Origin of the sequence: Alistipes sp. An54, from assembly GCF_002159375.1 — a bacterium.
GTDB classification, from domain to species: domain Bacteria; phylum Bacteroidota; class Bacteroidia; order Bacteroidales; family Rikenellaceae; genus Alistipes; species Alistipes megaguti.
On sequence record NZ_NFIA01000006.1, the window covers coordinates 102,282 to 115,239 of the forward strand.

Consider the following 12,958-nt stretch of genomic DNA (forward strand, 5'->3'; position numbering starts at 1 on the left):
AAAAAATCCGATAATCATGCTGAGCCACGATTGCAAAATCAGGGTCTGGTACAAGCATACCGACCAGATGGCCATCTGCCACCATTCGAACTACATCTGCTACTACGAGGCGGCGCGGAGCGAACTGCTGCGCCATCTGGGCATGTCGTTTGCCGAGGTTGAGCGCCGCGGCATCATGATGCCGATCCTCGAAGTGCAGTCCAAGTACCGCAAGCCGGCCTATTTCGACGAACTGCTGACGGTGCGGATCATCCTTCGGGAGATCCCCTCGACACGCATCAACTTCTTCTACGAGATCTACAACGAGAAGGGCGAACTGATCAACACGGGCATGACGCAGCTGGGCTTTATCCACAGCGATACGCGTCGTCCGTGCCGCTGCCCGGAGTGGTTTCTCGATCTGCTCCGCCCGCACTGGACGGAGGAGCCGGCCGAGTAAGGATCCGGAAAATGATGTTTTCACGATGAAGCGCTGTATCTGAATCCGATTTTCCGGCGCGTCGAGACTGGTCAACGGTTCCGACCGGATGGCTGTATCTGATTCTGAACGAATAAACGCTTTAAAAGACGGAAAACATGATGAACAAAATCTATCCACGGACAGGCGACCGGCAGACGGTCTATCTGAATGCCGTCGTCGACGATCCGCAAATTGAAATCGGCGACTATACGATCTATAACGATTTCAGATCCGACCCGCGCCTTTTCGCCACCAACAATATTCTCTACCATTATCCCGTCCACCACGAGCGGCTCATCATCGGGCGTTTCTGTTCGATTGCCTGCGGAGCAAAGTTCCTTTTCAACTGTGCCAACCACACGCTGCGGTCGCTTTCCACCTACACCTTCCAGCTCTTCTACGAAGAGTGGCAGGGCGACCGGACGCGGGTTGCCGAAGCCTGGGACTGCAAGGGAGACATTATCGTAGGCAACGACGTGTGGATCGGTTACGAGGCTGCCATCTTGGCCGGCGTTCGGATCGGCGACGGTGCTGTGATCGGAACGCGAGCCGTTGTCACCCGCGACGTGGCTCCATATACGATTGTCGGGGGCGTCCCGGCCCGCCCCATCCGCAGCCGCTTTGCTCCCGAGGTGATTGAACTTCTGCTGCGTATCCGCTGGTGGGAGTGGTCGGACGAACGCATCCTCCGAGCTATCCCGGCGATCCAGGCGGGTGACTGGGTACAATTGGAACAGTTTGCCTGCGGGAAAGCGGACAACTGACCCGCGTCATCTTTCATATATAAAAAAAAACGGGCCGGACTTCCACGACGGAAAGTCCGGCCCGTTGCCGTTTCCCGGAACGAATCCCGCGCAGGGTACTCCGTCCGATTACTTTTCGATCAACGAAATCGACCGCTGGATGAAGTCGGTCAGGTTCTTGCCCTTCAGCATGCCGTTGGTCAACAGGGCCAGGTCGATGATCTGCTTGACGAGCTTGTTGCCGGCACCGATCTCGCGCAGCCGCTGGTTGCGCTCGTCACGCAGCGTGACAACCTTCTTCGACAGCTCCTCGCGCATGGATTTCTCCTCGGGCGTCAGATCGGCCTCCTTCTTGTCCTTGGTGACCTCCTCGAAACGCTTCTCCTCGGCTACGGCAGCGTCGATCTTCTTGGTCGTGGTCTTCAGCTTGTCGCCGTAGGCCTTCTCGACATCCTCGAGAATCCGGATCACGATGGGGTGGTTGCCGTTCACCGCGATGGTGAAGTTGTCGGGCATCTGGCCGTAGAACTGACTCATGCCGCCACCGCCCATGCGGGCCATCTCCTTCATACGGCGCATGAACTCGTTCTGTGTGATGACGACGGGCGCCTCGTCGGGCTCCATCGCCTCGAACGAGATGTTGTAGTGAATCTTCTCATCCTTGGGCATCTGGCTCTCGAAGACCGGCGTCAGCAACTCCTGCTGAGCCTCCGTCAGCGACATCTTGATGCTGTCCTCCTTCTGGATCAGCTTGTCGATCACGTCGCTGTCGACCCGTACGAAACGGCTCTCCTTGTTCTTCGACTCATACCAGTTGATGTAGTGGCTGTCCAGCTGGCCGTCCATGATCAGCACGTCGTAGCCCTTGGCCTTGGCGGCCTCGAGCGAGGTGTACTTCTCCTCGGGATCGTCCACGTACAGGAAGACGACCGTCTTGTTCTTGTCGGTCTGATTCTCCTTGACCTTCTCGAGATACTCCTTCGGCGTGAAGTACTTGCCTTCGACGTTCTTCCAGAGCATGAAGTTCCCGGCCTTTTCGGCAAACTTCTCGTCGGTCAGAATGCCGTACTGGATGAAGATCTTCAGATCGTCCCACTTCGACTCGTAATCGGGGCGCATCGTGTTGAAGAGCTCCTGCAGACGGTCGGCCACCTTGCGGGTGATGTAGCTCGAGATCTTCTTCACGTTCGAATCGCTCTGCAGATAGCTGCGCGAAACGTTCAGCGGAATGTCCGGCGAGTCGATCACGCCGTGCAGCAGCGTCAGATACTCCGGCACGATTCCCTCGACCTGATCCGTCACGTAGACCTGGTTGCAGTACAGCTGGATCTTGTTACGCTGGATGTCGAAGTTGTTGTGGATTTTCGGGAAGTAGAGAATACCGGTCAGGTGGAACGGGTAGTCGATGTTCAGATGGATCGAGAAGAGGGGCTCGTCACTCAGCGGGTACAACTCGCGGTAAAACTCCTTGTACTGCTCCTCGGTGATCTCCGCCGGCTTGCGGGTCCAGAGCGGGTCGACGTCGTTGATGATGTTGTCCTTGTCCGTATCGACATACTTGCCGTCCTTCCACTCCTTGACCTTGCCGAAGGCAATGGGCACGGGCAGGAAGCGGCAGTATTTCTTCAGCAGTTCCGAGACCTTCGACTCCTCGGCATACTCCTTCGTATCCTCGGAGAGATGCAGCACGATGGTCGTGCCGCGGTCACGCGCCTCATCGGTCTCCTCCATCTCGAACTCGGGGGTTCCGCAGCAGCTCCAGTGCACGGCCTTGGCCCCCTCCTGCCACGAGCGGGTGAAGATCTCGACCTTGTCAGCCACCATGAAGGCCGAGTAGAAGCCCAGTCCGAAGTGACCGATAATGGCCTGGTCCTTGTATTTGGCCATAAACTCCTCGGCACCCGAGAAGGCAATCTGGTTGATATACTTGTCCAGCTCCTCGGCCGTCATGCCGATACCGCGGTCGGTAACCGTAAGGGTCCGGGCCTTCGGGTCCACCGAGACGTGGATCGTCAGATCGCCCAGATCGCCCTTCATCTCGCCTTTGGCCGAGAGGGTCTTCAGCTTCTGGGTGGCATCCACGGCGTTGGAAATCAGCTCACGCAGAAAGATCTCGTGATCCGAATAGAGGAATTTCTTGATGACGGGGAAGATGTTTTCCGTCGTAACTCCGATTTTTCCGTTTTTCATAGTACAGGTATTGTTTTTTCGTTTTTTTTCTGCTCCGGAGATCCACAAAGGGTGTGCCACTCGTGTGGGACTGCCACTTTGTCAGTCGCAACTGACAACTTCCGTCACAGCCGACCGGACCGGATTCGCAGTTGTTGCGCGTCCGCGTGATTTTTCGTACCTTTGTTCGAACAAAAAACCGAACACGATGGATTTTCTCACATTGGCCAAGAGACGGTATGCCTGCCGTCAATACCAGGACCGGAAGGTCGAGCCGGAAAAATTGCAGGAGATTCTCGAGGCGGGGCGCGTCGCACCGACGGGTGCCAATCGCCAGCCGCAGCGCCTCGTTGTCATCCAGTCGAAGGAGGGGATGGAGCGCCTGGCCCGCTGCACGCGGGACTTCGGGGCTCCGCTGGCCATCCTCGTCTGTGCGGCGACCGACGAGGCGTGGACCCGCAAGTACGACGGCAAGATGATCGCCGACATCGACGCCTCGATCGTCACGGACCACATGATGCTCTGCGCCGCCTCGCTCGGACTCGACTCGCTCTGGATCTGCATGTTCAAGCCCGAAGCCGTGCGCGAGGAGTTCCACCTGCCGGACAACGTCGTTCCGGTGAATATTCTGCTCATCGGCTACGGAGCCGGCGAACCCGCCTCGCCCGACCGTCACGACAAACTCCGCAAACCACTCTCCGAGACCGTATTCATGGAGTCGTTCTAAAGCGACGCGGGAGGTTGAAAAACAACCTCCCGCCTTGCTTTATATGACGCATCTTGTTCTGCTGTCAGGCAGAACATTTCGCATCTGAAAACGCAATTATTCGCCCGCCTGCCGCACGTAAAGCCGGTATTTGGCGCTCCACGACTCGCCCGGAGCCACCGCGCAGAAACCTTCGGCCTCGGGATCGGCCGCATTCGGGGCGTTGGTCGTCCACGACTGCGGTTCGGGACAGCAGTAGGGCACCTGCCCGCCGTTGTTCCAGATCGTCCAGTAGGTCGTCCGGTCGTCCACCTCGTAGAAGACCCGAACTCCCGTGCGGAGATTCTCGACCAGGGCTCCGCGGTAGGGTTTGCCATCGACCTCGATCTCGCGCAGCGTGAAGCCCGCCTCGATCGGCTCGCAGCCCGTCACGCGCAGCCCGCCCTCACGCAACCGTGCGAACTGGGCGTTGAGCGGCAGTTTACGGCCCGTCGGAAGATTCCGCGCATCGAGCTCAGCCTGTTCGCCGACGACCACCCGCATCACGTAGTCGCCATGCTCGCCCCCGGCAAACGGAATACGCAGAGGCGTGTGGAATCCCACACCCAGGGGCATCCGCTCGCGGCTGCGGTTCGTGAAGACCACCTCCTGCTCCAGCCCGCGGGCCGAGAGGCGGAAAATGATCTTGCACTTGAACTCGTGCGGAAAATCGCGGAAAATCACGTCGCAACCCGCATTCGAGTAGTAGCGGCATTCGACCGTCACCTCATCGTCGGTCTCCACGGCCTTCGAGACCTGGAACGGTTGGCTCTTGAGAAATCCGTGGTGGAAGTTGTGCTCCTTTTCGTTGGTGATCGGGAGCCGGTAAGTGCGGCCGTCGAAGGTAAACCGTCCGTCGGCGATGCGGTTGGGCGGGAAGAGGATCGGCAGACCGTAGACCTGCGGACGACGCCGGAAGGTCTCGATCTCCTCCGCCGTCGGAGTATGCAGCACCTCGACGCCCCGGCGCGTATCGGCCAGCCGGATGAGGTTGGCACCCATCTCGGGGATCAGCAGCGCCACATAGTCGCCCTTGGAGAACTCCACGGCCCGCAGACCGCAGTAATCCACGCAGTGAATCATCGGCTTAGAGCAACTTTTCGATCTTGGCCTTGAGGGCATCCTTCGAGCAGGCGCCGACCTGTTTGTCCACGACCTGGCCCCCCTTGAGGAAGATGATCGTCGGGATGTTCCGCACGCCGTACTTCATCGTAATATCGTCGTTCTGCTCGACATCGCATTTGCCGATAACGACCTTGCCCTCGTATTCGCCGGCCAGTTCGTCGACGATGGGAGCGATCATGCGGCACGGACCGCACCACTCAGCCCAGAAGTCGATTACGACGGGTTTGTCTCCGCCTACGAGTGTTTCAAAATTCTCCTTGTTGATTGCAAGTGCCATTTTTTTGTGTTTTTAAGTTGTTATGCAATGGAATAATGTATCTGATTTTCATCCAAATAGTCGGTCAGTTCGGCCGTGAGGCTCACCTTGTGGCTCTTCGAGAAGAGACTCAACGAGACCTGTGCATTCCGGTCGTAGACGTTCACCTTCAGACGTGTCTGGCCCTTTGCCTCGAGGATGCGGGCCGACAGATCGCGGATCAGCGTTTCGGTGACCTCCTCGATCGGCAGCTGGATCGACATCTCCTTGATCATCGTATCGCGCACCTCCGAGAGTTGAACCATCGAGATGATCTTGAATTCCAGCTCCTTGTCGTTGTAGGGGCGGGGCTGCACCTTGCCGCGGATGAAGAGGAAATAATCCGGGAAGAGATACTTGCGGAAGTTCTCGTAGTCCTTGCCGAAGAGAGCGAATTCGTGTGAACCGTTGTAGTCCTCCAGCTTGAAGCGGCCCCAGGGCTTTCCGGTCTTGGTCATCAGGTTCTGCACGCTGATCACCATGCCGGCCACGGCAATCTCCTGCCCCTTGAGCGCATCGAGATTCTCGAGCTCCGTAAGCTGGGTCTTGCACATGTGGTCGATAATGATCTTGTAGTCGTCGAGCGGATGGGCCGAGAGGTAGAGTCCGACCATTTCGCGCTCCTTGGCCAGTTTTTCGAGTTGGCTCCAGTCGGCGCAGCTCGGGGTTACCGGGCGCTGGATATCCACATGACCACCACCGCCGAAGAGGCTTTGTTGAGCATTGTTCTGCTCGTTCTGGAACCGCTGGCCGTAACGCATGAGCAGTTCGATGAAGGTGGCGCCGCTCGAATCGCGGGTATCCACGCCGAAGAACTTGCCGCGGGCGAAGTCCGTGATCGAATCGAAGGCGCCGGCATAGGCCAGATTCTCGAGACATTTGCGGTTGACGAGCGAATAGTTGACCCGCTCGACGAAGTCGTAGATATCCTTGAACGGGCCGCGGGCCTTGCGTTCGACGATGATGCTCTCCACGGCGGCCGAGCCGACCCCCTTCACGGCGGCCAGACCGAAGCGCACGTCGCCGGCCAGATTGGCCGAGAAGGCCTGCACCGACTCGTTGATATCCGGACCGAGCACACTGATTCCCATCCGCTTGCACTCGTTCATGTAGAGCGTCAACTGCTCGATGTTCGTCAGGTTTCGGCTCAGGACCGCAGCCATGTACTCCGACGGATAGTTGGCCTTGAGATAGGCCGTCTGGAAGGCCACCCACGAGTAGCACGTGGCGTGCGACTTGTTGAAGGCATAGGAGGCGAACTTCTCCCAGTCGGCCCAGATCTTTTCGAGCACCTTCTCGTCGTGGCCGTTCTTCTTGCCGCCCTCGATGAATTTGGGCTTCAGGTGGTCCAGCTTGTCCTTGAGCTTCTTACCCATGGCCTTGCGCAGCGTGTCGGATTCGCCGCGGGTAAAGTTGGCCAGCAGACGCGACAGCAGCATGACCTGCTCCTGGTAGACCGTGATGCCGTACGTATCCTTCAGGTATTTCTCCATGATCGGGATATCGTAGACGATCGGGCTCCGGCCGTGTTTGCGGGCGATGAAGTCCGGGATATAGTCCATCGGGCCGGGACGGTAGAGGGCGTTCATGGCGATCAGATCCTCGAAGGTCGAGGGCTGCAGTTCGCGCAGGTACTTCTGCATGCCGGCCGACTCGAACTGGAACGTACCAACGGTACGGCCTTCGCAGTAGAGCTTGTAGGTAGCCGGATCGTTGATGATCGAGAAGTCGTCGATGTCGATCTTCTTGCCTTTGGTCTGGAAGACGTTCTCCACGGCGTCCTTGATGATCGAGAGGGTCTTCAGACCGAGGAAGTCCATCTTGATCAGACCCGTATCCTCGATCACCGAACCTTCGTACTGCGTGACGAGCATCTTTTCGCCGGTCTCCTTGTCGTCGGCCGTCGAGACGGGCACCCAGTCGGTGATGTCGTCGCGGCAGATGATCGTACCACAGGCGTGCACGCCCGTATTGCGGACGTTCCCCTCGAGCATCTTGGCATAGCGGATCGTATCGCGCAGCACGGGGTTATCCGACTGTTCGGCGGCCTTCAGCTCCGGGACGAGTTCGATGGCCTGGGCCAGGCTCTTGACGGGTTTGCCTTCGGGTGTTTTGTCGGGGACGAGTTTGCAGAGACGGTCCGACTCCGAGAGGACGAGTTTCTGCACGCGGGCCACATCCTTGATCGAGAGTTTGGTGGCCATCGTGCCGTAGGTGATGATGTGGGCGACCTTCTCCTTGCCGTATTTCTGGGTTACCCAGTTCAACACGCGGCCGCGGCCGTCGTCATCGAAGTCGACGTCGATATCGGGCAGCGAGATACGGTCCGGGTTCAGGAAACGCTCGAACAGCAGGTCATAGGCGATCGGGTCGATCTGCGTGATGCCCAGACAGTAGGCCACGGCCGAACCGGCGGCCGAGCCACGCCCCGGTCCCACCGAGACGTCGAGCTCCTCGCGGGCGGCGCGGATGAAGTCCTGCACGATGAGGAAGTAGCCCGGGAAACCCATCGTCTTCATGACGTGCAGTTCGAAACGCAGCCGCTCCTCCTGCTCCTCGGTCAGATGTTCGCCGTAGCGGCGGTGGGCACCCTCCATGGTGAGTTTCGTCAGGTAGTCGGCCTCGAACTTGATGCGGTACAGCTTGTCGTAACCGCCCAGCTTCTCGATCTTCTTGCGACCCTCCTCCTCCGACATGACGACATTGCCGTTCTCGTCGCGCGTGAATTCGTCGTAGAGGTCCTGCTCCGTAAAGCGTTTGCGATACTCCTCCTCGGTGCCGAATTCGGCCGGGATCTGGAAGTTGGGCATGATCGGCGCATGGTCAATCGAGTAGGTTTCGACCTGGTTGCAGATGTCGACCGTCGTGGCCATCGCCTCGGGATCCGACTCGCCGAAGATCGAGGCCATCTCGGCCGTCGTCTTCAACCACTCCTGCTTGGAGTAGAGCATGCGCTTCGGGTCGTCGAGGTCCTTGCCCGTCGAAAGGCAGATCAGCCGGTCGTGAGCCTCGGCGTTGTCCTCGTCGACGAAGTGCACATCGTTCGTGCAGATCATCCGCACGTTGTATTTGGCGGCCAGCTCGCGCAGGTGTTTGTTGACATTCAACTGCATGGGGTAGGCCTCGTGATTGGCCCGCTCGACGGTAGCCTTGTGCAGCTGCAGCTCGAGGTAGTAGTCCTCGCCGAAGAGGTTCTTGTACCAGCGGATCGCCTCTTCGGCCTTCTCCATGTCGTTGGCCGTGATGGCGCGCGGCACCTCGCCGGCCAGACACGCCGTACAGCAGATCAGCCCCTCGTGGTACTTCTCGATCTCGGTGCGGTCCGTACGGGGGCGCATGTAGAAGCCCTCGGTCCAAGCCTTCGAGACGATCTTGATCAGGTTGTGATACCCCTTGAGGTTTTTGGCCAGCAGAATGAGGTGATAACCGCTCTGGTCGGGCTTTCCCTCCTTGTCGTGGAGCGAGCGGCGGGCGACGTAGACCTCGCAGCCGATGATGGGCTTGAAGGCCATCTTGCGGTGCAGCTCCTCGAGCTGTTTTTCGCACTTGGCGATCTCGGCCTGGGGATCATCGACCGTCTCCGATCCGTCGCGCAGGGCGGCGATACGGGCTTCGCATTCCGCGGCCTTGTCCTTGAATTTGCCCTTGACCTTCTTGACGTAGTTGTAGAACTCCTTGATGCCGAACATGTTGCCGTGATCGGTCACGGCAATGCCGGGCTGACCGTCGGCGATGGCCTTGTCGACCAACTTGGGGATGCTGGCCTGGCCGTCGAGGATCGAGTATTGCGTATGTACGTGAAGATGTACGAATTGGGACATTTTCCGGAAATTTTAGCGTTGTAAAGATAACGATATTTACAGAGAAATCCCGGGGCTGTTCTTGTATTTTATCAACAAATTGCTTAACTTTAACTACCGAACCAAAAAAGAGAGATTATGCAAGACGACTCGTTGGTTGTATTGGCGGAATACAACACCGTTACCGAAGCCGAGATTGCCAAGTCGATGCTCGACAGCGCGGGGATCTGGTCGACGATCCGCAACGAATACATGTCGGCCATCTATCCCATCGGCACCATGCCTGCGCAGGTTGTCGTCCGCAAGGAGGATCTGGAGAGCGCCCAAATGCTGCTGCAGCACAGATAGTGCGAACTGCGAAGTGATGAAAAAAGGCTTCACCTGCATAGGTGAAGCCTTTTTCATGCCGTGCAATGCCCCGGGACGGTTCTGCCGGACGTACCGGCCGTTCCATTCTCTCGGGACGATTGCTTTGCTTCTCTTCAACCGGCCGTTCCGTTTCTCTCCGGATGTCTTTCCGCCGTCGGCTCAGTTCGAGGTGTCGTTGATGAAATTGCCTCGGAACGTGTAGGCCGTGCGCTGGGGCACGCCGTCGACCTTGCGGGGCGTCCATTTGCCTTCACTGCTCCGGATGGCCCGAATAACCCGTTTCGTCAGCCGCTCGTCGGGCGAGCGGAGCACCTTGTCGATTGTCACCCGGCCGTCCGCCTCGACATAAAACCGGATATGAACCCGACCTCCGGTTGTCGGGAACCGATAGGAGTGATACCCCGTGCGGTCGGCCACCCAGCGAAAGAAGTTCTCGCCGGGAACTTCGCCCATGAAGAGCAGCGGATCGGGATTCACCTGCTCTTCGATACGTTGCAGCGGCAGACGGAACCAAAGCCGCTGCACATAGTTCACGGCAAGACCGTCGGCGCGGCGTGCAGGGCTCCACGTCCCGGTCATCCGTCCGACGGCCCGCTCCACGACCTGCCGCGTACGGGGTGTGACGGGTTCCAGATCCACCCGGTCGCGCCCTTCGCATGTGTTGTCCAGGAAGCGGAGTTCCACGATGCGGCCGAGGGTGTCGATCCGCAGGGCGACCGCCACCTCGGCCGAGAGCGAATCCGCGGGGATGCGCTCCTCGACGGCCACATCCCCGGCCATGGCAGCCAATCGGGCCATATAGACCTTGACGACCGCGCCGTCAAAACGCGGAGGTGTTACATGCTGTGCGAAAACTCTCGTCCCTCCAAGAGTGAGACAGTATAGCACTACAATATGTAACACTTTAATTTTCATTATTTTAATATATTTCAATTAAAGTAATTCCTCGCCGTTCCAGATGCGCCACGAAGCCTCGGCCTGTTCGACGAACATCGTGCGTCCGTTCAGCACGTGCGCGCCGCGCTGCCGTCCGTAATCGAGGAACCGTGTCACCTCGGGATTGTAGACCAGATCCAGCAGGTAGTGTTCCGGCGTAATGTAGGCGTAGGGGATGCGCGGCGCCTCGTCGACGTTGGGGTAGGTCCCTACGGGCGATGCATTGACAATCAGCCGGCTGCGCCCGACCACCTCACACGGCAGGTTATCGTAGGTGTAGTTCCCCTTGGCCGCATCGCGCGAAACCAGCGCAAAGGGGATTCCCCGCTCGGCCAACGCATATTGCACGGCCTGCGACGCTCCGCCCGTGCCGAGGATCAGCGCCTCCTCGGGTTCGGCCAGCCCCAGCAACTCGCTCAGCGCTTCGCGCAGCCCGATGATGTCCGTATTGAATCCCTCGAGGCCCTTATCCGGCGTGCGGCGGATGCAGTTCACCGCCCCGATGGCCCGTGCCTCGGGCGATACGGCGTTCAGATAGCGGATCACCTCGCGTTTGTAGGGAATCGTGACGTTGAGTCCGCAAAGGTCCGGATGCTGCTCCAGCAGACCGGGCAGCGCCTCGATCGAAGGCAGTTCATACAGAGCATACGCATGATCCGAGAGCCCTTCGCGGGCAAATTTTTCGGTAAAGTAGGCCGCCGAAGCCGAATGACCCAGCGGGCGGCCGATCAGTCCGAAACGTCTCATTATTTCTCGTTTTTCTTGGCAACGATGCGGGCCAGTACCTCGATGCCGTAGATCACGAGGAATCCCACGATGCAGAGGATGATGGCTTCGGAGAGCAGGGCAGGCTTGTCGTACAGGGTCTCGAAGGTCGCGGGCGAGATGTTGCTCTCGATGAGCGGCTGCACCTGGCCATGGCTGTCGACGTAGGTTTCAACGACCTGCTTCCAGGGCCAGACCTTGTTGAGCGATCCGACCATGAAACCCATCAGCAGGGCGACCGTCAGATCGTGCCAGTTTCTGAGCAGCCACGAGAGCAGGTGCGAGAAGGCCAGAATGCCGGCCAGGGCCCCGACCACAAAGATCACGATGATCGGAATATCCAGATTGGCGACCGCCTCCATGATGAACTGGTATTTGCCCAGCAGCAGCAGGACGAAGGCGCCGGAAATTCCCGGGAGGATCATGGCGCAGATGGCAATGGCGCCCGAGAGCATCACGAACCACCAGTCGTCGGGGGTCTGCGTCGGCGAGGCGACGGTGATCCACCACGCCACGGCGGCCCCGACCAGGAACGAAAGAACGGTCCGCCAGCTCCAGCGGCCGATCTGCCGGGCCACGAGCAGGGCCGAGGCTATGATCAGTCCGAAGAAGAACGACCAGATGGCGATCGGGTGGTATTCGAGCAGATAGATCATCAGCCGGGCCAGCGAGAAGATGGCCACGGCGATACCCAGCAGCACGGACAGCAGGAAGCCGCCGTTGATGTGGCGCCAGAATTCGCCGAAACGTCCCCGGAACAGCAGCTTCACGGCCGTAAGATTGATGCTGCGGATCGAATTGAGGAGCTCTTCGTAGATGCCCGAGATGAAGGCGATCGTACCGCCCGAGACGCCGGGCACCACGTCGGCCATTCCCATGGCACACCCCTTGAGGGCAAGAATGAGGTTACGAGAAAATTTCATATACGAGAAAATTTCATAATGGCAGTTTAACCGTTTATCATCCGCACCTGCGGAAGCGGACCACGCGGCTGTGCCATGCCGTCCACCCTCCGGCGGGCGAACGTCGCCCGGGGCCGGATTCATCGGGAGGCAAAGATACGAAAAATATGGACAAAACAAAAGGAAGGGGTCATACGCGCCCGGCGCTTCGGCAAAAACAGAGGCTCTTCGGCCCATTGGCCGAAGAGCCTCTGTTCCGTGGGGCCACGGGACTCATTTCGCCGGTTCGGGAATCCCTTTGCTACGGCGAATGAAGTCGACGACCTCACCGAGACCTTCCGAAAATTTGGTAAAATCCTCCTTGTAGAGGAAGATCTTGTGACGGTCGTAGGAGGACGAACCGTCGGGTGCCGTAATCTTACGGCTTTCGGTAATGGTCAGGAACCAATCGTCGCCGCGTGTAGCCCTGACATCGAAGAAATAGGTGCGACGGCCGGCCTTAACGGCCTTGGAGAGAATCTGATCTCCATAATCCTCGTTTTCGCGTCGCGGTTGGGTTGGGGTTAACATGGGACTTTGTTTTTAGTTAGCTCCGACGGTCTTGCTCGTCGGATTCGTATATACGAATATACGAAAAAGTTTACAAAGC

12 protein-coding genes are annotated in these 12,958 nt (G+C 58.6%); 4 read left to right on the top strand and 8 right to left on the bottom strand.

The features are described from left to right. Positions 1-16: 16 nt before the first annotated feature. Both B5G09_RS07450 and B5G09_RS07455 read left to right on the top strand, forming a co-directional pair. Complete coding sequence (locus tag B5G09_RS07450) at positions 17-439, top strand: thioesterase family protein (RefSeq protein WP_087310315.1); 423 nt, start codon at positions 17-19, stop codon at positions 437-439. Positions 440-576: 137 nt separating this feature from the next. After that, positions 577-1,224 carry a CatB-related O-acetyltransferase gene (locus B5G09_RS07455; protein WP_087404681.1) on the top strand — a complete coding sequence of 216 codons (648 nt, stop codon included), beginning with the start codon at positions 577-579 and terminating at the stop codon, positions 1,222-1,224. Positions 1,225-1,332: 108 nt separating this feature from the next. On the opposite strand, the gene htpG is transcribed toward B5G09_RS07455, so the two are convergent. Then, positions 1,333-3,393, bottom strand: a complete 2,061-nt coding sequence (gene htpG / locus B5G09_RS07460) for a molecular chaperone HtpG (RefSeq protein ID WP_087404682.1) — start codon at positions 3,391-3,393, stop codon at positions 1,333-1,335. Between the two features lie 187 nt (positions 3,394-3,580). Here htpG and B5G09_RS07465 point away from each other — a divergent pair, with 187 nt between their 5' ends. After that, positions 3,581-4,099, top strand: coding sequence for a nitroreductase family protein (locus B5G09_RS07465; protein WP_087310309.1), 519 nt, complete (start codon positions 3,581-3,583; stop codon positions 4,097-4,099). 96 nt (positions 4,100-4,195) lie between these two features. Here the strand turns inward: B5G09_RS07465 and B5G09_RS07470 are convergent, their stop codons facing one another. From B5G09_RS07470 to dnaE, 3 genes are read right to left on the bottom strand one after another with little or no spacing between them, the layout of a single operon-like run. Continuing rightward, positions 4,196-5,200, bottom strand: a complete 1,005-nt coding sequence (locus tag B5G09_RS07470; protein WP_087404683.1) for an aldose 1-epimerase — start codon at positions 5,198-5,200, stop codon at positions 4,196-4,198. A 4-nt stretch (positions 5,201-5,204) separates the two neighbouring features. Continuing rightward, positions 5,205-5,519: a thioredoxin gene (gene trxA, locus B5G09_RS07475; RefSeq protein WP_087310305.1), complete on the bottom strand. Its 315-nt coding sequence runs from the start codon at positions 5,517-5,519 to the stop codon at positions 5,205-5,207. A 20-nt stretch (positions 5,520-5,539) separates the two neighbouring features. Further along, positions 5,540-9,358: a DNA polymerase III subunit alpha gene (dnaE, locus tag B5G09_RS07480; RefSeq protein WP_087404684.1), complete on the bottom strand. Its 3,819-nt coding sequence runs from the start codon at positions 9,356-9,358 to the stop codon at positions 5,540-5,542. Between the two features lie 117 nt (positions 9,359-9,475). Between dnaE and B5G09_RS07485 the strand changes: the two genes are divergently transcribed. Continuing rightward, the gene (locus B5G09_RS07485; protein WP_087310301.1) at positions 9,476-9,685 is read left to right on the top strand and encodes a DUF2007 domain-containing protein; all 210 of its coding nucleotides are present in this window, start codon (positions 9,476-9,478) and stop codon (positions 9,683-9,685) included. A gap of 180 nt (positions 9,686-9,865) precedes the next feature. On the opposite strand, the gene B5G09_RS07490 is transcribed toward B5G09_RS07485, so the two are convergent. From B5G09_RS07490 to B5G09_RS07505, 4 genes are all read right to left on the bottom strand, one after another. Continuing rightward, positions 9,866-10,504, bottom strand: a complete 639-nt coding sequence (locus tag B5G09_RS07490) for an energy transducer TonB (protein WP_241147605.1) — start codon at positions 10,502-10,504, stop codon at positions 9,866-9,868. Between the two features lie 135 nt (positions 10,505-10,639). Next, positions 10,640-11,389 (bottom strand): shikimate dehydrogenase, encoded by a 750-nt coding sequence (locus B5G09_RS07495; RefSeq protein ID WP_087404686.1) that lies wholly within the window; start codon positions 11,387-11,389, stop codon positions 10,640-10,642. Beyond that, positions 11,389-12,330 carry a DUF368 domain-containing protein gene (locus B5G09_RS07500; protein ID WP_087310296.1) on the bottom strand — a complete coding sequence of 314 codons (942 nt, stop codon included), beginning with the start codon at positions 12,328-12,330 and terminating at the stop codon, positions 11,389-11,391. Before B5G09_RS07500 ends, B5G09_RS07495 begins: the two co-directional genes overlap by 1 nt. Positions 12,331-12,582: 252 nt before the next feature. Then, positions 12,583-12,879 carry a DUF3276 family protein gene (locus tag B5G09_RS07505; RefSeq protein WP_087310294.1) on the bottom strand — a complete coding sequence of 99 codons (297 nt, stop codon included), beginning with the start codon at positions 12,877-12,879 and terminating at the stop codon, positions 12,583-12,585. Positions 12,880-12,958 lie beyond the last annotated feature (79 nt).

Excerpts from the sequence above, each read along its gene's own strand:
- B5G09_RS07490 (WP_241147605.1), bottom strand. The coding sequence starts at position 10,504 with ATGGCCCGATTGGCTGCCATGGCCGGGGATGTGGCCGTCGAGGAGCGC.
- B5G09_RS07505 (WP_087310294.1), bottom strand. The coding sequence starts at position 12,879 with ATGTTAACCCCAACCCAACCGCGACGCGAAAACGAGGATTATGGAGAT.
- B5G09_RS07455 (WP_087404681.1), top strand. The coding sequence starts at position 577 with ATGATGAACAAAATCTATCCACGGACAGGCGACCGGCAGACGGTCTAT.
- dnaE (WP_087404684.1), bottom strand. The coding sequence starts at position 9,358 with ATGTCCCAATTCGTACATCTTCACGTACATACGCAATACTCGATCCTC.
- htpG (WP_087404682.1), bottom strand. The coding sequence starts at position 3,393 with ATGAAAAACGGAAAAATCGGAGTTACGACGGAAAACATCTTCCCCGTC.
- B5G09_RS07500 (WP_087310296.1), bottom strand. The coding sequence starts at position 12,330 with ATGAAATTTTCTCGTAACCTCATTCTTGCCCTCAAGGGGTGTGCCATG.
- B5G09_RS07470 (WP_087404683.1), bottom strand. The coding sequence starts at position 5,200 with ATGATTCACTGCGTGGATTACTGCGGTCTGCGGGCCGTGGAGTTCTCC.
- trxA (WP_087310305.1), bottom strand. The coding sequence starts at position 5,519 with ATGGCACTTGCAATCAACAAGGAGAATTTTGAAACACTCGTAGGCGGA.
- B5G09_RS07495 (WP_087404686.1), bottom strand. The coding sequence starts at position 11,389 with ATGAGACGTTTCGGACTGATCGGCCGCCCGCTGGGTCATTCGGCTTCG.
- B5G09_RS07450 (WP_087310315.1), top strand. The coding sequence starts at position 17 with ATGCTGAGCCACGATTGCAAAATCAGGGTCTGGTACAAGCATACCGAC.
- B5G09_RS07465 (WP_087310309.1), top strand. The coding sequence starts at position 3,581 with ATGGATTTTCTCACATTGGCCAAGAGACGGTATGCCTGCCGTCAATAC.
- B5G09_RS07485 (WP_087310301.1), top strand. The coding sequence starts at position 9,476 with ATGCAAGACGACTCGTTGGTTGTATTGGCGGAATACAACACCGTTACC.